The following is a 24,341-nucleotide window of genomic DNA, read 5'->3' as shown; positions in this document are numbered from 1 at the left end:
CCGTCAGGAATCCGCCGAGCTGCGGTCGGTGATGGGCATCATGTCGGCGTGCGACAGGAGGCGGTTGATGTTGCGTTCCGTCTCCAGGGAGCCCTCGACGCCGATCGCGGCACCGTCGAGGAGGCGCTCCAGCTCCGCCGCCTTCTTGGGACCCTTGAGGCCCAGCGAGGCGACGGGGTCCGCGTCGAAGTCGCCCACCAGGTCGATGAGGCGCACCACGGTGTCGTCACGCTGGAAGACGGTGCTTCCGTACACCGGGCTCTTCGGGTCGTCCGCCGCGGCCTCGTCCTGGTGGGCGAGCAACCGGGCCAGCTCCATCCCGCAGCCCCGCTTGGCCGGGTAGTACAGCGCGTGCCGCCGCAGGTTTGCGGGTTCCGGCCGACCGGCCACCACGTGGTGCACGGCCGGGAGCGCCGCTCGGGTGAAGAAGACCCGCGCGGAGCCGTCGTCGGTCAGGTCCCGCTCCTGCTCCAGGTACGGGTTGATGGCCTCCTCGACCGCCCGCACCTCGGGCTGACGCGCGACGTGGCGCAGGGCCACAAGGAGGTCGCCCTCCACTTCCACCGCCCGCACGACACGGTTGCCGTGCATGAACAGTGAGGTACGGCGCAGCCGCGTGGTGTCGTCGACCTGGGCCTGGGGGGACTTGTACCCCGCCAGGATCTCGGCGACCTTCGATTCGGAGCCCGGCTTGACGGTGAAGGTGAGCGCGTGGCGTGCCACACCGTCGCCCACTCGGGCCTCCACCTGCATGGCCGCCTTGGCCGACTCCGGCGTGAGCGGCTGAGCCGGGCTGGTCTCCCGGAGGATGCTGTAGCGCATCGACCGGGTGTCCCGGACACAGTCGTGCATCGGCCGGACCGTTTCGACATGCTCCTCGCTGTTCACCCAGGCCAGGAAGGGCGGAGCGCTCTCCCACTCGCTGGTGATGAGCCACTGCGAAGGGTTTTCGATCGACTGGCAGAGCTGGTCACTGAGGTGACCGGGCACCGACGCGACCTGATTGCGCATGTGCTCATACGCGTCGAGGAACTGCTGCTGGGCTCCTTCGTACAGATCGAGCAGCAGGATCACCCGCAGCCTGGAGCCGTCGAACGCCGACTGCGATATACGTCCCGTGGTGGTCATCCGGCACACCTCTCCTCTTCATTACGGAAGGTCAGGAACGACCGCCGTGTCCCGAAAGGCCGGGGTCGCCATGAGCCGATCGTTGACGGGACCTCCGAAGTGCGCGAGCCCCACGGGGCGGACGAGTGAACCGCGTGCCATCCGGGTGCCCCGAGCGAGCGAACCGGTCAGCACAGGGCATGGAAACTGCATCCCATCCCTGACTCACCTCGCAGGTGACGCTGGAGGCATTCAATGAACCGATCGGAAGAGGCCGGCGAGGTCGGTCACCACACGCCCGTCCTCATCGTCGGCGGCTCTCTGGTGGGCCTGTCCACCTCCCTGTTCCTGGGGCGTCTTGGCGTGCCGCACATGCTCGTCGAGCGTCACTCGGGCACGTCGATCCATCCGCGTGGGCGTGGAAACAACGTGCGCACCATGGAGTTGTTCCGGGTGGCCGGGGCTCAGCAGCGCATCCGGGACGCCGCCTCGATCCTGGCGGAGAACCACGGCATCATGCAGACGCCGACCCTGGTGGGCGATGCCGGCGAGTGGCTGTTCAAGGAGATCGACCCCGGTGGCGGGCTTGCGCGCTTCAGCCCGAGCGCGTGGTGTCTGTGCAGCCAGAACGACCTCGAGCCGGTGCTGCTGGAGTGCGCGCGGGAGCTGAGCGGAGATCTGCGCTTCTCCACGGAGTTGATGTCGTTCGACCAGGACTCCAACGGGGTGACCGCACAGGTCAAGAGCCGCGACACCGGCGAGCACACCACCATCCGCGCGGACTACCTCGTCGCCGCGGACGGTCCGCGCAGCCCCATCCGCGAGCGGCTCGGCATCGGGCAGACCGGACCGGGTGACCTGTTCCACAACGTGAGCCTCACGTTCACGTCCCGCGCTCTGGCGGACGTCGTCGGTGACCGGCGCTTCATCTGCTGCTACCTGACCAACCCGGATGCCGACGGGGCGCTCCTGCCGGTCGACAACAAGGAGCACTGGGTCTTTCACGCTCCCTGGCATCCCGAACACGGCGAAACCCTGGAGGAGTTCACCGACGAGCGGTGCGTGGAGCACATCCGGCGGGCCGTCGGAGTGCCGGGTCTCGATGTGGAGATCACCGGCAGAGCCGCCTGGCACGCCGCCGAGCGGGTCGCCGAGCGGTACACGGACGGCAGGGTGTTCCTCGCCGGGGACTCGGCCCATGAGATGTCCCCCACCGGGGCGTTCGGCTCCAACACTGGTATCCAGGACGCGCACAACCTCGCCTGGAAGCTGGCCGCCGTGCTGGGCGGCTGGGCCGGTCCCGGACTGCTGAGGTCCTACGACGCGGAGCGCCGGCCGGTCGCGGAGGCGACCAGCGCCCGCGCTTCGTCGCGTTCGGTCGAGCACAGCCACCCCGGGTTCACCCCCGGCCCCGGCGTCGGTGGGCCCAGTGGCCCTGGGCGCCCTGGTGGTCCCGGCGGTCCCGGCGGTCCTGGCGGTCCCGGCGGTCCCGGCGGGAAGAACGGAATCCTCAACGTGGCGCTGGGCTACCGCTATCGGCAAGGCGCGATCCTGGGTGCCGACCCGGCGATGCCCGTCGTACCCGACGGCATGCGGCTGACCGGCGAGCCCGGTAGCCGGGCGCCCCACATGTGGCTGAACCGCTCCGGCACCCGGGTCTCCACCCTGGACCTGTACGAGCGGTCCATGGTGCTCCTGAGCTCAGCGGACGGCGGCGGTGGATGGCACTCCGCAGCGAAGGGCGTCGCGCAACGGCTGTCCGTGCCCCTCGACTCGTACCGGATCGGCAGCGGGCCCGACGCGTTGCTGTCCCCCGAGGACGGCATGGACTGGGCGGAGGTCCACGGCGTCACGGCGGACGGTGCGGTGCTGGTCCGCCCCGACGGGTTCGTCGCGTGGCGGTCGAAAGGGCCGTCGGCGGACCCGGAGACGGCGTTGGAGCAAGCCCTCATGGCGATCCTGGACCGGGGCTGACCCCACAAGCTGGGCGATGAACCCGATGGAGCGCCGGTGTTCGGGGTGGCATGTCATTGACGTGCCACGTCGCTCACCGGCGCTCCAGCACGTCCTCACCCGGCACCCACCGGGTCTGTTGCCCGCTGTCCAGCCATGCCGTCGGGCGCCTGGCGATGCTCGCCGTTGTGCTGCCGACCCGGCCCGGCAGCACGTCGCCCGGCTCCCGGTCGGCGTGCCGGTGCTGTTCGTCGCATGACCGCGCAGCGCGCTACATGGGTCGCGCCGCACCGGTCAGCCACTCGGCGAGGACGGCCGCCTGGCTGTGGTCCACGTCCTTGGTGGCGGTCAGCAGCGTGAGCTTGTCGTGGTCGGCGAGATCACGCAGGTGCCCTGCCGCCTCTCGGTGCTCGGAGTCGCGCAGTTCATCGAGGTAGCGGTGGCGGAACTCCGTGAAGCGGCTGGGCTCGTGGCCGTACCACTTCCGCAGTTCGGTCGAGGGCGCGACATCGCGCAGCCACTCGTCGATGTCCGCCTCATCCTTGCGCATCCCCCGCGGCCAGACACGGTCGACCAGGATCCGTCTGCCGTCGCGGGGCGAGGTCTCCTCATAGACTCTGCGGTATTTGATCTGCTTTGCCATGATCGAACCCCCTTCCGTCTCATTTTATCGAGCCTGATCATTCATCGGGAGGGCGACCTCCTCGGAGCGCCCGCCCGCACGCCCCGGTCCCCACGCCGCTGGACTGGGACGAACTCGACGAGCCGGGGCTCGGCCCGCAGCGGTGGACGCTGCGCACCCTGCCCGAACGACTCGACAAGTACCGGGACCCGTGGAAGGGGCTCAGCCGCTGCAGGCGCGCTCTCACGAGGGCGGCAAAGCCTCTCGATGACCTCGGGTGAGGCGGACCGGGCGGACCTGTGGGGTTGAGTCGCCCTGTTCGACGCAGACGCGCACTATGGAAATCACCCGGATGCCACACACTCACGGAGGTGAACCGCGATGACGCTGCCTGTACGACACCGGGCCGGCAGCCTGCTGGGGAGGACGTTGCCCGCCTTCGGACGGGGTGAACCGGTCGATGACAAGGAACGGGAGCTCAGCGGCGGCGCCCTGACGGTCACCGTGCCCATGGCGCACGCCACCAAGTCGCGGCACATCGAAATCACCGGGTCCTGACGGCCCGGTCCGGTGCGCCGCGATGCCGTTGTGCGGCAGTCGAGCCTTCGGCTCCTCTCCCGGCCGCCGTGTGACGGCATCGGCCGGCGCAGGGAGAACGGACATGAAGATGCTGGTGCCCCACGCCAAGTCTGTCGCCGCGGCGCTGCGCGCCTACCGGTACGCACAGGCTGGTCTGCTGCGCGACCCGGCGGACCCGCTCCGCTACCGTTGGCTCGACGACGCCGCCTACACACTCTGCGTTCTCATGGGCCAACGCAACGCCGCCGATGCCGCAACGCAGGCAGAGCGCCTGCTCACCGTGTCCTCGGCCCGGGCGGCGCATCAGGCCAGGCAGGCACAGACTGTCGTTCCCTGACCTCGAAACGGGACCTCCAGTGGCACTTCCGTGGGTGGTGTCCTCAGGAGTGGAGCATGAGACTTTCCTTCCTCGAAGCCCTGTACAAGGAGAACGGCCCCTTCGCATCCGTCTATCTGGACACCTCCCGCGACAGCGCCGTCAACGATCCCGAGGCGGCCATAGAACTGCGCTGGCGCCACCTGCGGGACACCCTGACGTCCGAGGGTGCCGATCAGGACTCCCTCACCGCGGCGGCAAAGGCCGTGGGCAGCGACGTCGACGTCCCCGGTCCCCACGGGCAGGCCGTGTTCACCGCGCATGGGCGACTGGCCTTGCTGGACGAGTTGCCCGACCCGCCCGCACGGGACACCGCGCACTTCGGGACACTGCCGGACACCCTGCCGCTGATCGTCCAGCACTCCCCCGGGATCCCTTACGTGGTGGCGCACGTCCACTACAGCGGCCGTCACTCCACGGACGCCACCGGCACCGTGCGGCTCGACGCCGAGGTCGGCGTGTGGCCGCTGACCAAGGTCACGCCGGGGCATCGACTCCACGAGGAGATCCCGGTGACCGACTGGCTGAACGCCGCCGCGCGCACAGGCCGCGCGCTGGAGGGCCACGCGCGGCGTATCCACGCGGAAGCGGTGGTCGTCGCCGGGGATGTCTGGGCCCGTGGCATCCTCGTCCGCCGGCTTCCCACCCCCCTGCGCGGGCAGGTCATCACCGTCGAGGGTGCCGGTGAGTCCCAGCCGCGACGGGCGCTGTTGGAACACCGGCTCGAGAGTCTCTTCAGCGGACGCATGGCCGCGCACGACCGGTCCCTGCTGGCAGCCTTCCTCGCCCAGCGGGCACACGACGGAGCGTCGGCGGAAGGCGTTGCCGCAGCCGTGTCGGCACTGCAACGCGGCCGGGTCAAAGCCCTCTTCCTCAACCACCACCCCGAATCACCGCTCCGCCTGTGGGTCGGCCCGGAACCCGGCCAACTCGCCCTCACCGAACAGGAACTGCGCTCCTACGGCATCGAGGACGTCCGCGAGCAGCGTGCCGACGCGGTGCTCACCCGCGCCCTGGTCGGCACCAAGGCCGAACTCGTCCTCGTCCCCGTGAACCAGCTGAGACTGCACGAGGGCGTGGGCGTTCTGCTCCGCTATGCCGAACCCGGACCCGTCGTCTGATCTGACGTCGGCGGCCGTAGCGCTGCTCCTACGCGGCGATGTGATACCGAGGCGAAGTTCGCCGGTCCGGGGGGAGTGGGCGTGGACACCATGCCGTGGAAGCCGTGCCGACCGTCCTGCCGACGCGCAGACTTCCTGTTGCGACCGGGCAGTACCCCGGACCGCGAACAGGCCATTGGGCAGTATGAGTTGATTACGGCGGTGGAGGTCCTGGCGCTCCCGCGCCCGCTGAAATCGTGCTGTTTGACGGTGCGTTACCGGCAGTCCTACGAGTTCGCCGCGGATGCGGCGAGGACGCCTCCGCCCCGAAAAGGCCGGCTGACTCTGTGCCCTGTCAGGCCGTGCGTCGGTCGGCCGGGCCAGGGCCGGACGGTGCAGCTGTCTGGTGCGGGCAGGGTCCGCGCAAGGCTGCAGCCGTCGTCTGCAGCGAGGTCTCCAGGACGGTCAGTCGGTGCAGAGGGTCCATCAGATTCGCACCCATGGCTGCCAGGTCCTCCGGTCCGGGAACGATCAGCCGCACCCGAGTGCCTGCCTCCCGCACGAGTTGGGCTTCGCGCAGTAGCCGCCGGGTCGCGATCCGGCGCAGCCGGCGCTCGACTCTGGCGGGGATACTGCGCGGGTGGTCCATCCGGTCGGCGGAGGTGGGCGCCAGCACGGCCACCTCGTCCAAGTCCTGGCCGACCAACAGGTCGAGGTTGGTGTCCGACCAGGCGCAGCCGTCCACGAACCGCCGCCCATTGATCTGTACGGGCTCAAACCACGCGGGGAGGGCGCACGAGGCTGTGACTGCCGAAGCGAGGTCGGTGTCAGGTGCGCCCGGCTCCCCGAACAGCACGCGGGTGCCGCTGTCCAGGTCCACGGCAGTCACACGCAAGGAGGTGCCGCCGGGCCAGCGGTCGGCCATGTCGAGCCGACGGAACAAGTCGCGGACGCCGTCCAGGCTTCCTCGCCCGGGTGGTACACACGCGGCGATCAGAGTGGTGAGCGGCATCCGATGTGGTTGCCTGGCCAAACTGCCCAGCAGTTTCAGTGACCCGATCCCCGGCTTGGGAATACGCGGCAACGCGCCGCCCACCCAGGTGTCATAGTCGCCAAGGACCCTGCCCGCTGGACCAGAGGCCACCGTCGCGGCGCCCCGCTGATGGTCGCGCAAATCCGACGGGCGTGCCCCGATGGCCAGCAGTGAACCCACGATGGCGCCCGCAGAGGTGCCCAGAATGATGTCCGCGGTACGTGAATCCCACCCGCAGGCGTCCTCCAGGGCACACAGAGCGCCGATCGTCCACGCGGCACCCAGACTCCCGCCGGCGCCGAGAACCAGGCCTCTGCGCCCGCCTGAAAACGAAAGCGGCGGGCCCGACGCCTCGAAGCCTTCGAAACCTGTCGCTTGCGGCGCCATCTTCAACCACCGCCTCTCCCGCAATATCGTTTGAAAGGAAGTGAATCCCTGATGTAGCACCTTTCGGCCGTGTCGCGGCTGCTCAACGCACGTGGCCACGACGTGTGGTGGTGAGGGAGATCGGACCTTCGGGGCCGATGCCGATGCCGGTGGCGTCGTCAAGTTCCTGCAATGCCCGGCCCACTTCAGCTGCCTCGGCTGCGGATGAGGCACCGATCCGGCCAGCGCCACGCGCGACTGACGGGGCGCGCGTGCCTGCGGTCGGCCTCAGCCTCCATGACCGTCCACACCGCGTCCGTTCCCGTGGCTCAGGCACTGGATACGCCTGCTTGGGGGTACTTGGCGAGTATGTCCTGGAGCCGGGCCACGAACCGGAGCGACTCATCGTGCTCACGCTGCCAGACGTTGCGGCCGAAGATCAGCCCGGTGGCGCCGGCCTCCATCGACTGTCGTGTCTTCTCCAGCATGGCCTCGTCGCCCGCCTTCTCCCCACCGGAAACCAGCACCAAGGTGCGGTTCGCCGAACGCACCACCGAATCGATGGCCTGCTGGGCGGAGAAATCACGCTGGTAAGCCGCCTTGACCCCGGACACCTTCTCCGGATGAGGGAAGTTCACCTTGACCATGTCCGCGCCGAGTTCGCCGGCGGTTCGCGCAGCGTAGTCGACGGCGTAGAAGGAATCCCTGCCCCCCTTGGCCTCGATCGCCGCGCCGCGCGGGTACGCCCACACGATCAGTGGCATACCGAACCGTTGCGCGTCCTCCCGGACCTGCCGAAGCTGCCGGAAGTCCGTTTCCTGGGCAGGGCTGCCGACATACAGCGTATAGCCCACAGCATCGGCTCCAAGGCGGACCGCATCGGCGACGGACGCGTGCAGCGGGGACAGGGCCTCGGCGTCGGAGGGAATATCCGTTTTCCCGTTCAACTTGAGGATCAGGGGAACCTCGCCGGCGTAGTCCCAGTAGAACTTCTCAGCCAGCCCGATCTGGACGGCGATCCCGTTGAACCCTCCCTCCAGCGCCAGCCGGATGATGTATGCCGGGTCGCTCACGACGGGGTTGTCGAAGAAGTCCCGCGGGCCGTGTTCCAGTCCATGGTCGTACGGCAGGAAGATCGCAGTACCGTTGCGCAGGCCGTGCTGATGAAGGATCCGGTTGAGGCGGGTCTTCTTCCCCGTGCCGAGCCCGGCGCCGTTGATGCCTTTGCCTGGTTGTCTCTTCATGCCACAAGGGTCACATACATGGCGAAATGTCCGGCAGGGCCGTTCGGTCCCGTGTACGGGACCGAACGGCGCGTCCGGGACGCCGTCGTCGGACCGAAGTGCGTGTCCCTCACCCTGCGTCTTCCCGGCCGGCCACAGGCGCTCGGGGACTCGGTCGCTACGGCACGGCCCGCATCACGCGGGGCTCCGCGGTTTCCTGGACCCCTTGAGTCACCTCCCTCCCTTGGCAGCACGGCCGCCTCCAGGGGTGTCACCCCGGTTCCACATTCACAATGGTCACGAGGAGGTGACGACCGCCATGAGACGGACACCGCGTCGAGGGCGGGAGAGCACCTGTCCAGTTGCACACGAGGCGGTGCCGGGAAGGAGTCCAGGATGACCCGCTCTGTCGTAGTCGGGATCGACGGATCCCCAGGAAGTCTCGTCGCGGCCGAGTGGGCCGCCGGGGAGGCAGCTCTTCGAGGCCTCGAGCTGCGTCTCGTGCACGCCGCGCCGGCCCCCGCCCGCGACTCCGGCGATGAGCCGGTCGCCTTCTCATGGCAGCAGACCGGCGAGGAACTGCTCCAGCGCGCGAACACCGACCTTGCCAGTCGGTATCCCCGCGTGGCGATGAACGCCGTACAGGTCGCCGACGCGGCCGCGGCCGGGTTGCTCTCGGCTTGCGAGACGGCCGAACTCCTCGTCGTCGGAGCACGAGGAGAAGGCGGGTTCGACGGCCTCGTCGTGGGCTCAACGGCGCTGGCGACGGCGAGCACCGCCTCCTGCGCCGTCGCGATCGTTCCCAGGAGCCCGGCCGTGGCAGCACATGATGCCGAGGTGTGCGTGGGCGTGGACATGGGGCACGTGGCCGAGTCACCTCTGGACTTCGGGTTCGGCGCCGCTCAGCTGCGCGGCGCTCGATTGCGGGCCGTGCACGCGTGGGCTTTCTCCGGCCATGCTTCGTGGACTGCGGTCGCAGTGCCCGAAGAAGACCGGGCGGCGTGGGAGGACCAGGAAGTCCAACGGCTGTCCGACGTGCTCCAAATCTGGCAAGACAAGTATCCGGGAGTCCCCGTGCTGGCTGATGTGGTACTCCTCCACCCGGCCTACGCCCTGGTAAACGCCTCACAGCGAGCCGACCTGCTCGTCCTGGGTCGGCGCTCGAGCCCTCAGGCGGCTGAGCGGCGGCTGGGCCCCGTGGCCCACGCCGTCCTGCATCACTCTCGCTGCCCGGTGGTCATCATTCCGCATGTGTGACGTCGCCACGTGGCAGCGTCAGGTGCCGAAGAACACGTCGAACTCCGTGTACAGCTCTTGCGGCACCCGCTTGGTCGCCTTCGTCGCGTCGGCCAGCGGGATACATGTGATGTCCGTGCCGCGCAGAGCCATCATCGTGCCGAAGTCGCCGTCCTTGACCGCGTCCACGGCGTGCAGACCGAAGCGGGTGGCGAGCCACCGGTCGAACGCGCTCGGTGTGCCACCGCGCTGGACGTGACCGAGAACCGTCGTGCGGGCCTCCTTCTCGGTGCGGTGCTCGACCTGCCGGGCCAGCCAGTCACCGATCCCGGACAGCCGCACGTGCCCGAACTCATCGCGTGACTCGTCCTTGACCACCATCTGTCCGGCCTTGGGTACGGCTCCCTCGGCCACGACGACGATCGGCGCGTAGTTGATCTCAAAGCGTTTCTCCACCCAGGCGCACACCTGATCGAGATCGAAATCCACTTCCGGGATGAGGATGGCGTTCGCGCCCCCGGCGACGCCGGCATGCAGAGCGATCCACCCGGAGTGGCGACCCATCACTTCGACAACGAGAGTGCGCTTGTGGGACTCCGCGGTGGTGTGCAGACGGTCGATGGCCTCGGTCGCGATGCTGACGGCGGTGTCGAAGCCGAAGGTGTAATCCGTGCCGCCCACGTCGTTGTCGATGGTCTTGGGCACGCCGACCAGGTTGACCCCCGCATCGGACAGTGCGGTCGCGACGCTGAGCGTGTCCTCGCCGCCGATGACAACGAGAGCATCGATCTTGTGCGCGCCGAGAGTGTTCTTGATGCGGTCGATGCCGTCCTCAAGCCGGAGGGGGTTGGTGCGGGAGGAGCCGAGAATCGTGCCGCCGAGCGGAAGGATTCCGCGCACGGCCGGGACGTCCAAGGGCGTGGTCACGTCCTTGACCGCACCGGCCCACCCGTCGACCATCCCGAGGAACTTCCAGGCGTACTCCTGCACGCCCTTGCGAACGACGCTGCGGATCACCGCATTGAGACCGGGACAGTCGCCACCGCCGGTCAATACTCCCACCCGCATGACTGCTCTCCCTTGCCTTCGCCCGTCGTGATCACGCATGTCACAGCACGGCGGCGTGTCACAGTTTCCGACCTCGGGCGCCACCGGCCTCGAGTGAGCCGGTGCCCGTATGGAGATCTGTCTCCAGCTTGAACCCACCCGGGACGGAGCGCACGGTGTGCCCCTCTCGTCCGGCTCCCTGGCGTGCGGCCTTGACGACAGCCATGCCCGCAGGGCAGCCAGGGTGCCTGGGCAGAGCGGCTGCACACCACGTGGTGACACCTGATCAGGAACGCTCGCCGGCAGTTCCGTCGCCCTGGACGACGAGAAGACGTCCGTGCAGGGTCGCTCGTGCCACGCCGAAAAGGTTCGCCAGCCAGACCCCGGTACGGACGTGGTCGCTCACTTCGGCCAGCCGCGCACGGCTGCGGCCTCGAGCCAGCGCGGTGAACGTGATGATCTGGTCGGAGGCGAAACGGTCGAGTACGGCACCGGTGCGCACGTCCTCCAGCAGTCGCTCCGCGGTGGCCCGCCCGATCGCCTCAGCCGGTCGCCCACGGGCTCCCGCCCAGTCCGCCCCGAGCCGCCACCCGCCGGTCAGATCGGCAAATACGGCGAGCCCGGCCCCCGGCTGGAGGGCGCTGGTGTCCTCGCGCTCGTCGATGCGGGCTTCGTATCCGGCCCGGGTGAAGGTCTCGCGGGCGCTGTCTGCCATGCGTTGACTCACTCGGCGTTCCTGCAGGTGGGAGGCGAGGGCGATCCCCCACACCGACCGCACCGGCCCAGGCCGCTCCGCATCCAGAGGTGCGAGGGGACCGTCAGGCCGGACCTCGAGTCGCAGCACACCGCCGCCGGTGGGCACGTAACCGGGCCGCACCAGCGTGACAGCGACCGCGAGTCCCATGCGGGCGAGCAGCGGGGCGAGCACGTGCTGCAGATGGAAGGCGGAGGGCGCCCGGTCCTGGAACAGTCCACCGGTCAGTTCGACTCGGATCGGCTGCTCGTCAGCGGTGGCGAGGACGGGCAGCAGCGCGAGGGACAGCGCAGTGGCCGACCCCGATGTTCCGACATCGAACGCGTACTGTCCTCGCGGCCGCTCACCGCCGGGGCAGAAGGTGAACTCGCGTGAGCCCAGCGACGCCCCCTCAACCGTTCCACCGACCAGCATGCGGACCGCCTCGACCGCGCCGAGGTGCTGCCGACGCAGTCCGGGGCGCGGCCGGCGCGCCCGGACATGGTGCAGATGAACCGGGGTGCCCGTCACGGCCGCGTATGCCACGGCCTGGCGAACGATCATGCCTGACCCGGCGCAGGCGGCTCCGTCGATCTCCAGCAGAGAGCTCATCAGGACGTACTCCGCACCTCTCACACGACTCGCTCTTGACCCTTCGGAGCGGTCCGCGGCAGCTCGACGCCCAAAGCGTTCATGGCGTCGTGCGTGAGCCCGCGTTTCGCGGCCTCCCCGTCACATCCCGCCCATGCGGCCCGCGGCGTGTGACGCTCTGGGGAACGGAGCTGCGCCAGGGCCTTCTTCCCGAGCCGGCGCACCCGCCCGGGCGTCAGTCCAACCTGCTCGGCGGTCTGCTTCACGGTCCGCGCAGCGGAAGCACGGCGACCACGCTCCGGATACTGACCACGCTACCGGCGACGCACAGCCACGTCCCGTCCAGCAGCTCTTCCCAGAAGGCCACCAGGCTTCCCCTGCTCTGGTTGCCTCGGCCGACATCTCCAGTGCGCCGCGCTCGACGCCGTCCCGCTGAGGCCGAACAGCCCATGCCAAGGGGCCCCAAGCCTCTCTTTCGTGCGCCGGCGGGCAGCCAGTGGTCCAGCACCACCGCGCCGGTCGCACCGACCCGGAGCAGGACCGCGCACCGATTCCGTTCCACGCTCACCCCGGGCAGGCCGGGCCATTTCCTGACTCCCGCAGTTGGGGAACGCTGTCGGGTCAGGCCGGTCGGCCCGCGATCCCTCGGCTCCCAGTGGCCGTACCGGGCGGCACGACGAGCACGGGACAGGGTGCGTGGCGCAGGCAGTGCTGGGCCGTTGAGCCAAGCAGCATCCCCGTGAAGGCACCGTGCCCGCGGCTGCCGACGACAAGCAGGTCCGCCTCGCCCGCGGCGGCGAGGAGAACCTGGGCAGGGTGGCCTTCTTCGACCCGGGCGTCCACGGCGAGCCGTGGCGTCGGGCCAAGTACCTGGCCGATCGCGGCATCGAGCGTTTCCCGGGCCCTGTCCTGGTAGCCGACACCCGAGTAGTCGGGGGGATACCCGTACGTCACCGGCAGCCGCCATGCGGTGATCACCCGCAACTCGGCCCCGGTCAGCTCGGCCTGCCCAGCCGCCCATCGCAGCGCCTCCTCGCTCGCCGCGGACCCGTCCACGCCAACAACGATCGGCTGCCGACCACGGGGCGCCATCGCGCACCTCCCAGGTGTCGAGGCCGGAACCCCGTGCGCCACCACGGAGCCCCGATGAGAGCCCTCTGCCCAACCGGCAGACACACACGGAGCTCTCTCGGCTCCTTCCATGGTCTCGGAACACCTGCCTTGATCACCTTTCGCCGGCCAGGGAGACGAGGCCGGGCTTTCGCCCGCTACGGGCTCAGGTTGCCGCGTCGTTCGAGTGCCGTGGTGGGGTGCCGGGCGTACCGGCCTGGAGGGTGATGGCGAGCCAGCTCGCCCAACCGATGGGTTGCAGGGCCCAATAGCTGACTGCCCGGTACAGGAGCGTCGCGGCGATCGCCGGACCGGGCCGAAGGCCGTACAGGACGAGCAGTGCGGACAGGCTCGTCTCCACGATGCCGAGGCTGCCCGGGGTCAGGCGCAGGCTGCCGGGGATCTGGGTGAGAACGTAGACGAGCAGCAGGCTGTGCCAGGGCACGCCGATGCCGAGCGCCCACAGGCTGGCGGCCAGACAAGCGACGTCGAAGACCCAGTTCAGCAGCGCGAAGGCGAACGGTCGCAGCCAGGGCCGCAGTCCGGGCTGCAGGCCGTGGGCCTGTTCGACCAGTTGGGCGAGTGCCTCCTGGCCCTGCTGGATACGGCGGGAGCGCCGCCCGGCGCTCGTCCACGCTCGTCCCACCGCGTTACGGAAGCCCGAGAAGCGGGATGCTCCGACGACCGCCAAGGCGGTCCCCAGGACCAGCAGCGCGCCGTCTACGGGAAGCAGAACGCTCCGCAGCCCCGCCGGTCCCGCGGCGACCACGCCGGCCACGAGCAGGACGGCCAGAGCGAGTATCGACAGCGCACCGGCCACCAGCAGCACGGCGGCCGCGAGCACCTGCTCCGCGCCCCGGCGGCGCAGCTGCCGGAAGACCCAGGCGGCGGAGAACGCCGCCCCACCGCTGAAACCGGCGGTCCGACCCGCTGCCCGGAACGGCCCCCTGCACGCCGGACGGTACGCGAGTACACGGCAATGACGAGCTGTCACCACCGCATGGCGACAAGGGCGCTCTTGACTCCTTGTCGTCGTCGCACAACGAAAGCATGCCCAGACAGTGACGGCTTTCCTGACGCCCAGAACCTGTACACCGTCCTCACGCGGGGAGGGCAACCCCGGATCCAGCACCATCGCAGCAACGGCTTGTGTCGGCGGTCTCTCAAACTTTTCAGCGGCCACCGACAGGCTTGACCAGCGCACTCACTCAACTCTTCGTGTCAGAGTGAGGATGGAGGTACGGGGCGCATCGTGTTGCTCGCCGTGCCCCACCGTGTTCCGCCGGGGCAAGGAGGCCGGATCATGTACTTCGTGGATCGCCGAGATGCCGGCCGACAGTTGGCAGCCCGCCTGAAGCACCTCAAGGGGTCCGACGTCGTGGTGCTGGGGCTGCCCCGCGGAGGGGTTCCGGTCGCCGCAGAGGTCGCCCAGACCCTCGGCGCGCCGCTGGATGTCTGCCTCGTACGCAAACTCGGCGTGCCGTTCCAGCCGGAACTGGGCATGGGGGCCATCGGCGAAGGCGACGTCCGAGTGATCAACGACGAGGTGGTACGCACCGCCCGTGTCACCCTGGACGAGCTGGCCGAGGTCGAGGCACGCGAGCGGGAGGTACTGGAGAGCCGCGCCCGACGCTACCGGGGTGGGCGGGAACCACTCGGGCTCGAAGGCCGCATGGTGCTGGTGGTCGATGACGGGGTGGCCACGGGTTCGACGGCGCGAGCGGCCTGCCGGATCGCCCGCGCTCGCGGGGCCGCACGGATTGTGCTCGCGGTTCCCGTGGCACCGCATGACTGGACCGCGCGGCTCGGCGCGGACGCCGACGAACTGGTGTGCCTGCACACGCCGGGGAACTTCTACGCCATCGGTCAGTTCTACGCCGACTTCTCCCAGACCGACGACGACGAGGTCATCGCCTGCCTGGAGAAGGCCCTCGCCCGCTCGGTGAGCACCCGCCGGACTCCGCCGGGTCATGCCCTGCCCGAGGACCGGGAAGCCGATGTGCGAGCGGGTCCGCTGGTACTGCGGGGACAGCTCACGGTCCCCGAGGGCGCGCTCGGGATCGTGATGTTCGCGCACGGCAGCGGCAGCAGCCGCCGCAGCCCGCGCAACCGGTTCGTCGCGGCCGGCCTGAACCGGGCCGGGCTGGGCACCCTACTGTTCGACCTCCTCACCGAGGCTGAGGAGACCGACCGGGCCAACGTGTTCGACACGGACCTGCTCGCCCGCCGGCTCACAGACGCCACCGGCTGGCTGCGCGAGCAGCCCGAGGCCCAGGAGCTGGCCATCGGATACTTCGGCGCGAGCACCGGCGCGGCCGCCGCGCTCTGGGCCGCCGCCGAGCCCGGCGCCCGGATCGCCGCGGTCGTCTCCCGCGGCGGCAGGCCGGACTTGGCCGGTCCGCGGCTGCCGGCGGTGACGGCACCCACGCTGCTGATCGTCGGGGGCCACGATCAGCTGGTGCTCGGTCTCAACCGCGATGCTCAGGCCCGGCTGCACTGCGAGAACGGGCTCGCGGTCGTCCCCGGCGCCACCCACCTCTTCGAGGAACCCGGTGCTCTGGAGAAGGTCACCGACCTGGCCCGTGACTGGTTCACCGACCATATGGCCCCGGCTGCTCACGCGGCGGGCCGATTCTGACGGCGGGGCCGGACAGGGGCGGCTGCTCGGTGCGCTGCGGCGGCACAATCCTCGTGCCTCGCTACTCGACAGGGGAGATCAGGCCGTAATGGCCGTCGTAGCGGTGGTAGAGGATGTTTCCCCGCTCGGTGGTGGCGTCGGCGAAGAACACGAACGGGAACCCGGTGAGTTCCAGCCGCTGTCTCGCCTCGGCCGCGTCCATCCGAGGAGCGGCGAGGTCGCTCACGGTGAGCGGCACGGCCACAGGGCCGACCAGCTCGTGGTGGGGGTGCACCTGGGCGAGGCGATAGCCCGCCGGGCCGGACCGGTACAGCACGCTGTCCTCTCCGGTGCCGATGTCGGTGAAGAGGTGGAAGTCGTAGTCCATCGCCTCCAGCTCGAAGGCCGCCTCGTCGGGCGACTCCCGGGCCAGCGAGTAGGCCTTGTGCCGTACGACCTGTCGCTCCTCGGCCGGGCGCGGGAAGTAACCGGGACGGTGGGCGGGCTCGCTGCCGTGGCGCCACTCGTGCGGGCCCGACACCGGCGCCTTGCCTCGCCGCGCCTCCCAGTGCTCCTCCAGCCGCTCCAGCCGCCCAGCGAGCCGGTCCTGCAGCAGGTCGACAGCCTCGGTCACCGTGTCGGCAGAGACATGCGCGCGGGCAGGACGCCCGTTGACGTCCAGATTGGCCTGCGCGATCGCCGGCCGCTCCATGGCGGGGTTGGCCATACAGGTCAGTTTGACGCGAGCGTACAGAACCGGCTCCCGCGTCCGGCCGGTGAGTGCCCGCACCTTCTCCTGGGCGTACTCGACGGCTCCCGGCGGCATCTGCCCCTGGGTTTCCACCTGGATCTCGGGAGCCTGCTGTGGTGCCGGTCGCTTCATGGCAGCCTCCTTGCGCCGTATGCCACTATCCACACTTACGCTCATTGGGCCTGTACGCACGGTCGGTGTGGCCGTCCCTGACCGATCAGACCTCCTCGCCCCTGAGCGGACATGGCAGAACGGCCCATGCAGCGGCGGGCTCGAGAGCTCGGCCGCGAGCCCGGGCGGGCGCTGACCGGACGGCCCCCATCAGGGCCATTCGACCCATGCCACCCCGGAACAACCGGGTTGAGGCTGGTAGACGGGGTTCGATGCCGACCCAAGGGCGTGAGATTGGTGATCACACGAGTGCGGATGCCGCACCGGCACCTGACGCCGCCCGCCAAGCCCGGGCCGCCGCGCGAACCGCCCACGCCTCCGTCCCGGCAACCGCAGCCAGTCGGCGGCCGGTGGATCTTCTGGTGGATCCTGATGACGCTTGTCATCGTCCTGGTGCTCTCTCGCGCCCGCTCCGGGCCGCACGCGACATCAGTCTCCTACAGCGACTTCGTCGGCAAGGTCGGCGCCAGCCAGGTGCAGACGGTCGACATCAACGACAAAGGCGCGGTCAGTGGCACCCTGAAGGACGGCGCGAAGTTCACCACCCAGATCCCCACCGCACTGGGCACCGGCGCCCAGCTCCAGCAGCAATTGACCTCGCACCATGTGCACATCAAAGCCAGCCAGAGCAGCAGCGGCGGCTCAGCGTGGTTGTCCGTGCTCTTCACGTTCCTGCCGTTCCTGCTGCTGATCGGCTTCTTCGTGTGGAGGGGGCGCCGGGCCGCAGGGTCGGTGACCGGCGGGCTGAGCGCCATCGGACGCTCGCGCGCGAAGATCATCGAAGCGGAGCGGCCCACCACCGGCTTCGACGACATCGCCGGCTATGACGGGGTCAAGCAAGAGATCGGCGAGGTGGTCGACTTCCTGCGCAATCCCGACCGCTATGCCGCTGCGGGTGCCAAAGGGCCCCGTGGCGTGATCATGGTGGGGCCGCCCGGTACCGGCAAGACTCTCCTCGCGCGAGCCGTCGCCGGCGAGGCGGACGTAGCGTTCCTGTCGGTGACCGGCTCCGCGTTCGTGGAGATGTTCGTCGGGGTCGGTGCCTCCCGGGTGCGCGACCTGTTCGATCAGGCCCGCAAACGCGCCCCGTCGATCATCTTCATCGACGAGATCGACGCACTCGGTTCGCGTCGCGCCGGCGGGGCGAGGCTGGGCGGCAACGACGAGCGCGAGCAGACCCTCAACCAGCTGCTGGCCGAGATGGACGGCTTCGACCAGTCCAGCGGCATCGTCGTCCTCGCCGCCACCAACCGGCCCGATGCCCTCGACCCGGCCCTGCTGCGCCCCGGGCGCTTCGACCGGCAGGTCACCGTGCCGCTGCCCAACCAGGCCGAGCGGGCCGCGATCCTCGTCGTCCACGCCCGCGACAAGACCCTGGCTCCGGATGTCGACATGGATGCCGTAGCGCGCGCCACGCCCGGGTTCTCCGGAGCGGATCTCGCCAACCTCGTCAACGAGAGCGCCATCAACGCCGTACGGGGCAACCGCACTCGGATCGAGCCGCACGACCTGGATGCCGCACGCGACCGTGTGCTGCTGGGACGCCGGGAGTCCTCCAACGCGCTGCTGCCCGAGGAGCGCCGCTCGGTGGCCGTCCACGAATCGGGCCACGCCCTGGTCGCGGCATTGTGCGAGCACGCCGACCCGGTGGCGAAGGTCACCATCCTGCCGGCCGGTGTCACCCTCGGTGTCACCGAGCAACTCCCGGAAGCAGAGCGCCACTTGTACAGCGAGAGTTACATGATCGACCTTCTGGCGGTGCGCCTGGGCGGACGCGCGGCCGAGCTCGTGGCCTTCGGCGAGGGATCGACGGGAGCCGCCAACGACCTGGCCGGCGCCACCCAGATCGCCACCCGCATGGTCCGCGAGTTCGGCCTCTCCCCCGAACTCGGCCCGATCGGCTACGCCTCCTCCCAGCCGCACTACCTCGGTGAGACCACCGACGAGCCCGGCCGGCCACCGTACTCGGAGCAGACCCAGCGCATCGTCGACGTGGAGGTCGCCCGGCTGCTGCGCCAGGCCGAACAGCGCGCGATCGCTCTGCTGCGCGGCCATCGGCCCGCCTTGGAACGCCTGGCCGGAGAACTGGTCGCCCACGAGACCGTCGACGGCTCCGTCGTCCTCGACGTCCTGCGCCAAGAACCCACCCAGGTGGACGGAAGAGACGATGCCCGCGCGTTCGACACACCATCGCCCCCCGGGCGTCCGCGGCCGGAAGTTCACACGCCGCCTCGATGATCGTCAACATCACATGGTCAGCGGCCCTCGCGATCGGTCAGGGGCCCGTATGTCCAACGACAGTCGCCTCGCCGCAAAAGGCGCACTCAGCCCGGCGTCGTGCGGACAGCGTGACGCCGTCGTCGACGGCACGGTTGACGAGGCATACGGCCGGCATCTCGGTTCAGACCGTCCGCACAGGTGTATACAGCCCTCGCCGTAACCGGCCGCATTCCCCGAGGTGGAACCGCAACTTGCCGGCCGGACAGCGGATACGTCGGCCGGTCCTGGTCAGGTGCCGGTGGGTGGACGGCGGACGTCGTCGGTCCGGTACGCGATGTGCTCGGTGACCGAGACCACGCCGTCGACGCCGCGGCACAGCCGCTTGATCACGGGAACCAGACTCCGGAACTCGACGGAGCCGCCCAGGTCGACCCGCCCCTCGCGGACCTCGACCGTCACCTGCGAGGGAGCGAGCCCCATCGTGCGCCACAGCACGTCGTGGGTGATCTCGTCGCGGATGGCGTCGTCACGGCGCAGGAAGATCCGCAGCAGGTCACCACGGCTGACGATACCCAGGAGCCGTTCCGTCTCGTCCACCACGAGCAGTCGCTTGACGTGCTGGGTCTCCATGAGGCGAGCGGCCTCCACCACGTTCCACTCCGGAGCCGCACACACCGCGGGAGCCGACATCAGTTCCTCGGCCCGGGCCCCCTCGGCCTTGGCCCGCTCCCAGGCCTCCAGGTTCGGGACCGGGACTAGGCCTGACGGGTCGGCCTGGTCGGCGCTCTTGCGCAGTAGGTCGGCCTCGGACACCACACCCATGGGGCGGTCCAGATCGTCCACCACGGGCACAGCGGTTACGTCGTTGTCCGCCAGCAGCCTGACGAGCTCCTTGAACGGTGTGTCAGGACGCGCCCGGACAACGTCCCGGGTCATGAGCTCCTCGACCGTTCGGTGCTGCATGGTGCCTCCCGTATAGGGGCCGCTCATCTCGCGGATACGAACCTCCCGCCCCGTGCGGCGGTCTGTCCCGCTCGGCAGAATGGATACAGCACCATTCTGAGGAGAGGGCTGCGATCATGCGAGCCCACCTCGGCCACCGACTCGTCATGGAGAGCCTGGCGACCGGCGCCTCCAGGGCATGCAAGTGACGCTCGTCCCGACTCAGCTCGGCTCACCGACCAGTCCTGGCCCACCCCAGAGACCACCACGGTCACCGCTCGGTATCGGGCCTGCCCGGGGCGGCAGCCGTACCGCCCGGCGACGGCAGGAACGTACGACCCCCGGTGCGGGGGTCGAGCCGGACGGGATGGCCCATGGCGGCCCCCGGGAAAGGCCCGGCATGTGCACCGGCAGACCAATCGTGTCTCGCGGGGCCCGGCATCCGGCGTTGTACTGGAAAGGGAAACACCACCGAACGAGGGGACTGGCCGTGCCGTCGTCCGATATCCCTCTCCCGGACAAGCCGCAGAAGGTCTTCGACCGGGACGCCGAATGGCAGGAACTCGTCGCGTTCGCCTGTGACAACCGGCCCGAAGCCCGCCTCGGGGTCGTCAACGGGCGGCTGCGCCAAGGCAAGACCTACTTGCTGGAGACGCTCACCGGCGCCCTGGGGGGCTTCTATTTCGGGGCTCAGCAGGCGACGCAGGCCGAGTCGCTGAGCCATCTTGCCGACGAGCTTGCCCGATACACAAACGCGTCCACCCCACCCCACTGGCACGGCTGGGAGGACGCCACCGACGACCTCCTGGCGCTCGGAGACCAACGTCCGACACCCATCGTCCTCGATGAGTTTCCCGACCTGGTACGGCAGAGCCCCTCGCTCCCCTCCATCCTGCACAGCGCCTACCGGCGCCACGACGGCGGACACCCCGGCCAGGCACGCCTCCTGCTGAGCGGCAGTTCCCTGCCCCTCATGCACCGGCTGTTCAGCACAGCCTCCCCTCTGCACGAACTGAGCGATCTGCACCTCACCCTGCGTCCGTTCGACTACCGCCAGGCGGCACGCTTCTGGGGCATCGACGACCCCGCCCTCGCCCTGCTCGTCCACGCCGTCGTCGGCGGAACCCCCGCGTACCGGCACGACTACGTCCAGGACGACACCCCCGCAGGGCGCGAGGACTTCGACGCCTGGGTCTGCAGAACCGTACTCAACCCCGGCAAGCCCCAGTACCGCGAGGCGTACCACCTGCTGCAGGAGGAGATCGACCACAAGGACCGCGCCCTGTGCCACTCCGCTCTCTCCGCCGTCGCCACGGGCTGCTCGACCCAGGGCCGGGTCGCGGACTGCCTCGGCGCTCCCCTGACCGACACCGCGCGCTGCCTCGGGCTGCTGCGGGAACACGGCCTGCTGCACAGCGAGGCCGACGCCTTCCGGCCCAGCCTCATCAGACTGCGCGTCGCGGAGCCCCTGCTGGCTTTCGAACACGCGGTCGTACGACCTCACCGGTCGGCCCTGGCACAGCAGAATGCCGTCGCGGTCTGGAAGCAGGCCCGCCCGGACTTCGACTCCATGGTGCACCAGTCCCACTTCGCTCAGATCTGCCGCGACTGGGCCCTCCACTTCGCCGACCCGGACACCTTCGGCGTTCGTCCCAGGTCGGCGGCCCACGGGTCAGTGGCCGACCCCACACACCCAGGCAGTACGGACCTGGCAGCCGAGGTGGTCGTACGCGGCCACGGCGACGCAGGCCACGGCTCCCTGCTGTCGGTGGGCCTGGCCCGGTGGGACGAAGTCATGGACGTGGAGCATCTGGAACGTCTCCAGGACCTCCTCGGCATCCTCGCCAACCGCGGCGAGGACACCAGCCGTACCCGGCCGGCCTGCTACAGCGGCGCCGGCTTCAGCCCCGCCCTGCGCGCCGTCGAAGCCCAGGGACAGGTGGTACTCGTCGACCTCGACCGGCTGTACGGACGGAGGTAGCCGGCCGCGCGGGCGTCTCGCCGCGCAGGGAACGCGGCTCGGGACGCGGAGAAACCGTCGCACGCTCGAGAATCTCCACGTGCTCAGGAGCGTCGAGAGCCTCCCTGGTGGATCAGCCACCATCACGGGTGCTTTGCTCGGCCTCGCGTCGGCAGGCGCGTCCCGAAGCCGTGCCGCGCCGTGCCGCGCCGTGCCGCGCCGGCAAAAGCGAGGCACCGCATCGCCGGGCGGCACGCGGACATCCACGAAGCCCGGCTGAATCCGACCGCCGGCCGCGGCACGCACATGGGACGCGGTCGCGGAGATCATGGCATCTTGCCATGATGGAATGCAGGAAACGTGTGGATACAGGTCGATTCCGGCGACGGGGACGGGTCCTGGCTGTGCGGGTGCATCGGCTTCTCTGCCGGCCTTTCCGTCGGCCGGGACTCCACATTGCACCGACACGGAGAGAGGAACGGCATGCTTGAAAGAGCTCAGGACGTGTCCTCAGGGGTCGACGCGGTCAAGGCGATCGGCACGGTGTCGAAAGACGACTACAAAGCGGTGATCGAGCCCCTTATCAACGACGCGCGCAGGGAAGGCCGCCGCATCCGGCTCCTGTGGGAGTGCGGCCCGGATTTCCAGTCGTTCACGCCGGCAGCCGGGTGGGAGGATCTCAAGGTCGGCTTCGGCGCCATGCGCCTGTTCGAGGGATGCGCCGTCGTGACCGACATCCGCTGGATCCGAGAGTCGACCCGGCTCGCGAGTTTCCTGATGCCTTGCCCGGTACGCGTCTTCGAGGTAGAGGATCGCGAGGAGGCCCTGAACTGGCTCGTCTCACTGCCCGAAGGCCCCGGCGCATCCCACAAGCTCCTGACCGAGTCAAAAGTTCTCGTGATCGAAGTCGAGCAGCCCCTGCGCACACAGGACTTCGACGCGCTGGCACAGACCGTGGACAACTGGCTCGAAACCCACGACGCGCTGGCCGGTGTCGTGGTGCACGCTCGCGAATTCCCTGGCTGGGAGAACATCAAAAGCCTGCTCCGGCATGTACGTTTCGTCCGTGACCATCACCGCAGGGTCAGGAAGATCGCTCTGGCGGCCAACACCAAGCTCGCCGCACTCGTACCTCACGTCGCGAACCACTTCGTCCAAGCCGAGGTACGACAGTTCGGATACGCCGAACTCGACGACGCCGTAGCCTGGGCCGCGAGTCCGCCCGCTCCTGGCCCTGCCGATGCGGGTTGATTCGGGAGCCCCTCTCCGCACCGACGTGTTCACAAGGGCATCCCACGACCATCGGCTGAGCGCGCAAGCGCCCCGGTCCCCATAGGTCCCCAAGAACGATCAAGAGGTCGTGTCGGATCACTCCGACACGACCTCCGACCTGCGTCCTAGCAAGTCGGGACGACAGGATTTGAACCTGCGACCCCTTGACCCCCAGTCAAGTGCGCTACCAAGCTGCGCCACGTCCCGATGCATTTCACCCGGGGTGATCCCGTGTTCGTGCAGGTAAACCCTACCGCACGCAGGTGGATGGCCGTGCACGGGCCGGCGGCGGCGCACGGCGAGCTCGCGCCCTTCGGGGTGTTGTACCGTGGCAGGAGGACACGCCGCCGCGCCACCGGGAACGGCTTGTCGCCGCGCAGCCGGGGTGGGCGGCGCGCCAGAGGTCACCCACCCGCGGCCTCGCCGATCAGGCGTTGGGGTCGAACACGATACCGGCCGGCTTGGCCTTCTCCAGGTGGTAGTTGAAGTTGCCGTCCTTGAGACCGAAGACGGCACTGCCGAAGTCGTACGCGCTCAGCTTGTCGCGCAGGCCCGCCGGGTAGCCGTCCCAGCCGACCAGGCTGGGGAACTGCCAGGTGTGGTAGTGGTTCTCCGGCGGCTCGTCGTTGGAGTTGGCCGGGCGGAAGCAGTGCGTGCTGATGCCGTCCTTGTGATAGACGACCTTGGGGTGTGTGCCGTCCCAGCGGATCTGGTCACGGCCGTAGATGTTGAAGTTTCCGTGCGCCGAAGTGGACACATACTTGGCCTCGTTGTCCTGCACCCACACCACGACGTGTTCCCAGTCGTTCCGGTGTCCGCCCAGGCCACTGCCGGCTACGGCCTGGTCCTTCTCGAAGTAGAGGCCGTACATGATGGCGCACCAGCCGTTGTTGCACTTCTCGCGGGAGTAGCCGTTTGTGTTGTCCAGGTCCCAGGAGTCGTGGCACTGGCCGTTGAGAGCGCCGGACGGCTTGAGGCCGCCGTTGATGGTGCCGTCGGGGCCGATGGCGGGAGTCGGGTAGCAGCCGTCCGTGTCGTAGTCGTAGGCGGGCTGGAACGTCTGCTCCAGTCCGTCCGCGTTCGCGGGCAAGGCCTTCGGCGGGTCGGCGAGAGCACTGCCGGGGAAGGCGACGACCAGCGCGACGGCGCTGCCGAGGATGAGCGAGACCCTGCGGATCCGCGAGCTTTTCTTCACTGCGTCCTCCTGATCGACCGCGGCGTGGGGGCAGGGCAGACCAGGCGGTCGCGTTGGCATGCCCAGCTCAGCTTTCCGGGCCGTTCTTGAAAACGCCAGCGTCTGGAGGTGTCCGAGCGATGAAGGATCAACCAATG

Annotated in this window: 22 protein-coding genes, 1 tRNA gene and 1 pseudogene; 11 read left to right on the top strand and 13 right to left on the bottom strand. The window is 69.3% G+C overall.

Translation table 11 applies throughout. The features are described from left to right. Positions 1-3: 3 nt before the first annotated feature. Positions 4-1,128, bottom strand: a complete 1,125-nt coding sequence (locus OG390_RS45470; RefSeq protein ID WP_399079477.1) for a SchA/CurD-like domain-containing protein — start codon at positions 1,126-1,128, stop codon at positions 4-6. A 234-nt stretch (positions 1,129-1,362) separates the two neighbouring features. Here OG390_RS45470 and OG390_RS45465 point away from each other — a divergent pair, with 234 nt between their 5' ends. Next, positions 1,363-3,081 carry an FAD-dependent oxidoreductase gene (locus tag OG390_RS45465; RefSeq protein WP_406176241.1) on the top strand — a complete coding sequence of 573 codons (1,719 nt, stop codon included), beginning with the start codon at positions 1,363-1,365 and terminating at the stop codon, positions 3,079-3,081. Between the two features lie 250 nt (positions 3,082-3,331). Here OG390_RS45465 and OG390_RS45460 read toward each other — a convergent pair whose 3' ends face one another. Further along, positions 3,332-3,703, bottom strand: a complete 372-nt coding sequence (locus OG390_RS45460; RefSeq protein WP_406176239.1) for a DUF488 domain-containing protein — start codon at positions 3,701-3,703, stop codon at positions 3,332-3,334. Positions 3,704-3,729: 26 nt separating this feature from the next. Here OG390_RS45460 and OG390_RS45455 point away from each other — a divergent pair, with 26 nt between their 5' ends. The 5 genes and pseudogenes from OG390_RS45455 to OG390_RS45435 all read left to right on the top strand — a co-directional run. After that, on the top strand, positions 3,730-3,963 hold the full coding sequence (locus tag OG390_RS45455) for a hypothetical protein (RefSeq protein ID WP_406178259.1): 234 nt from the start codon (positions 3,730-3,732) through the stop codon (positions 3,961-3,963). Positions 3,964-4,063: 100 nt separating this feature from the next. Then, positions 4,064-4,240: a hypothetical protein gene (locus OG390_RS45450; protein WP_406176237.1), complete on the top strand. Its 177-nt coding sequence runs from the start codon at positions 4,064-4,066 to the stop codon at positions 4,238-4,240. A gap of 103 nt (positions 4,241-4,343) precedes the next feature. Then, positions 4,344-4,598 (top strand): DUF5133 domain-containing protein, encoded by a 255-nt coding sequence (locus OG390_RS45445; RefSeq protein ID WP_406176235.1) that lies wholly within the window; start codon positions 4,344-4,346, stop codon positions 4,596-4,598. A 56-nt stretch (positions 4,599-4,654) separates the two neighbouring features. Further along, positions 4,655-5,758: a hypothetical protein gene (locus tag OG390_RS45440; protein WP_406176234.1), complete on the top strand. Its 1,104-nt coding sequence runs from the start codon at positions 4,655-4,657 to the stop codon at positions 5,756-5,758. Between the two features lie 126 nt (positions 5,759-5,884). After that, positions 5,885-6,049, top strand: a pseudogene (locus OG390_RS45435) (xanthine dehydrogenase family protein subunit M); the annotation flags it as partial. Positions 6,050-6,092: 43 nt separating this feature from the next. Here the strand turns inward: OG390_RS45435 and OG390_RS45430 are convergent. Continuing rightward, positions 6,093-7,157 carry a patatin-like phospholipase family protein gene (locus tag OG390_RS45430; protein ID WP_406178258.1) on the bottom strand — a complete coding sequence of 355 codons (1,065 nt, stop codon included), beginning with the start codon at positions 7,155-7,157 and terminating at the stop codon, positions 6,093-6,095. Positions 7,158-7,465: 308 nt separating this feature from the next. After that, complete coding sequence (locus OG390_RS45425) at positions 7,466-8,380, bottom strand: class I fructose-bisphosphate aldolase (protein ID WP_406176232.1); 915 nt, start codon at positions 8,378-8,380, stop codon at positions 7,466-7,468. A gap of 375 nt (positions 8,381-8,755) precedes the next feature. On the opposite strand from OG390_RS45425, the gene OG390_RS45420 reads away from it, so the two are divergent. Then, complete coding sequence (locus OG390_RS45420) at positions 8,756-9,616, top strand: universal stress protein (RefSeq protein ID WP_406176230.1); 861 nt, start codon at positions 8,756-8,758, stop codon at positions 9,614-9,616. Between the two features lie 18 nt (positions 9,617-9,634). Here the strand turns inward: OG390_RS45420 and OG390_RS45415 are convergent, their stop codons facing one another. From OG390_RS45415 to OG390_RS45395, 5 genes are all read right to left on the bottom strand, one after another. Then, complete coding sequence (locus OG390_RS45415) at positions 9,635-10,663, bottom strand: 6-phosphofructokinase (protein ID WP_406176228.1); 1,029 nt, start codon at positions 10,661-10,663, stop codon at positions 9,635-9,637. A 265-nt stretch (positions 10,664-10,928) separates the two neighbouring features. After that, positions 10,929-11,987 (bottom strand): RNA 3'-terminal phosphate cyclase, encoded by a 1,059-nt coding sequence (gene rtcA / locus OG390_RS45410; protein ID WP_406176226.1) that lies wholly within the window; start codon positions 11,985-11,987, stop codon positions 10,929-10,931. 20 nt (positions 11,988-12,007) lie between these two features. Continuing rightward, positions 12,008-12,232, bottom strand: a complete 225-nt coding sequence (locus OG390_RS45405; RefSeq protein ID WP_406176224.1) for a hypothetical protein — start codon at positions 12,230-12,232, stop codon at positions 12,008-12,010. Between the two features lie 355 nt (positions 12,233-12,587). Beyond that, positions 12,588-13,058: a universal stress protein gene (locus OG390_RS45400; RefSeq protein ID WP_406176222.1), complete on the bottom strand. Its 471-nt coding sequence runs from the start codon at positions 13,056-13,058 to the stop codon at positions 12,588-12,590. 184 nt (positions 13,059-13,242) lie between these two features. Beyond that, positions 13,243-14,070, bottom strand: coding sequence for a YbhN family protein (locus tag OG390_RS45395; protein WP_406176220.1), 828 nt, complete (start codon positions 14,068-14,070; stop codon positions 13,243-13,245). Between the two features lie 309 nt (positions 14,071-14,379). Between OG390_RS45395 and OG390_RS45390 the strand changes: the two genes are divergently transcribed. Further along, positions 14,380-15,714 (top strand): phosphoribosyltransferase family protein, encoded by a 1,335-nt coding sequence (locus OG390_RS45390; RefSeq protein WP_406176219.1) that lies wholly within the window; start codon positions 14,380-14,382, stop codon positions 15,712-15,714. 61 nt (positions 15,715-15,775) lie between these two features. Here the strand turns inward: OG390_RS45390 and OG390_RS45385 are convergent, their stop codons facing one another. Continuing rightward, positions 15,776-16,576 carry an HPF/RaiA family ribosome-associated protein gene (locus OG390_RS45385; RefSeq protein WP_406176217.1) on the bottom strand — a complete coding sequence of 267 codons (801 nt, stop codon included), beginning with the start codon at positions 16,574-16,576 and terminating at the stop codon, positions 15,776-15,778. A 294-nt stretch (positions 16,577-16,870) separates the two neighbouring features. Between OG390_RS45385 and ftsH the strand changes: the two genes are divergently transcribed. Next, positions 16,871-18,853 (top strand): ATP-dependent zinc metalloprotease FtsH, encoded by a 1,983-nt coding sequence (ftsH, locus tag OG390_RS45380; RefSeq protein ID WP_406178256.1) that lies wholly within the window; start codon positions 16,871-16,873, stop codon positions 18,851-18,853. A gap of 270 nt (positions 18,854-19,123) precedes the next feature. Here ftsH and OG390_RS45375 read toward each other — a convergent pair whose 3' ends face one another. Continuing rightward, positions 19,124-19,798: a CBS domain-containing protein gene (locus OG390_RS45375; RefSeq protein ID WP_406176216.1), complete on the bottom strand. Its 675-nt coding sequence runs from the start codon at positions 19,796-19,798 to the stop codon at positions 19,124-19,126. A gap of 469 nt (positions 19,799-20,267) precedes the next feature. On the opposite strand from OG390_RS45375, the gene OG390_RS45370 reads away from it, so the two are divergent. Beyond that, a complete protein-coding gene (locus OG390_RS45370) occupies positions 20,268-21,758 on the top strand; it encodes an ATP-binding protein (RefSeq protein WP_406176215.1) in 1,491 nt (496 codons plus the stop codon). 462 nt (positions 21,759-22,220) lie between these two features. Further along, positions 22,221-22,988: an STAS/SEC14 domain-containing protein gene (locus OG390_RS45365; RefSeq protein ID WP_406176214.1), complete on the top strand. Its 768-nt coding sequence runs from the start codon at positions 22,221-22,223 to the stop codon at positions 22,986-22,988. Positions 22,989-23,142: 154 nt separating this feature from the next. On the opposite strand, the gene OG390_RS45360 is transcribed toward OG390_RS45365, so the two are convergent. Continuing rightward, positions 23,143-23,216, bottom strand: a tRNA-Pro gene (locus OG390_RS45360). A 220-nt stretch (positions 23,217-23,436) separates the two neighbouring features. Beyond that, entirely contained in the window at positions 23,437-24,204 is a 768-nt protein-coding gene (locus OG390_RS45355) for an NPP1 family protein (protein ID WP_406176212.1), read from the bottom strand. Positions 24,205-24,341 lie beyond the last annotated feature (137 nt).

Source organism: Streptomyces sp. NBC_00996 (assembly GCF_045162675.1).
Lineage (GTDB): Bacteria > Actinomycetota > Actinomycetes > Streptomycetales > Streptomycetaceae > Streptomyces.
The sequence above is the reverse complement of the archived record's forward strand: the minus strand, read 5'-3'. Positions and strand labels throughout refer to the sequence as shown.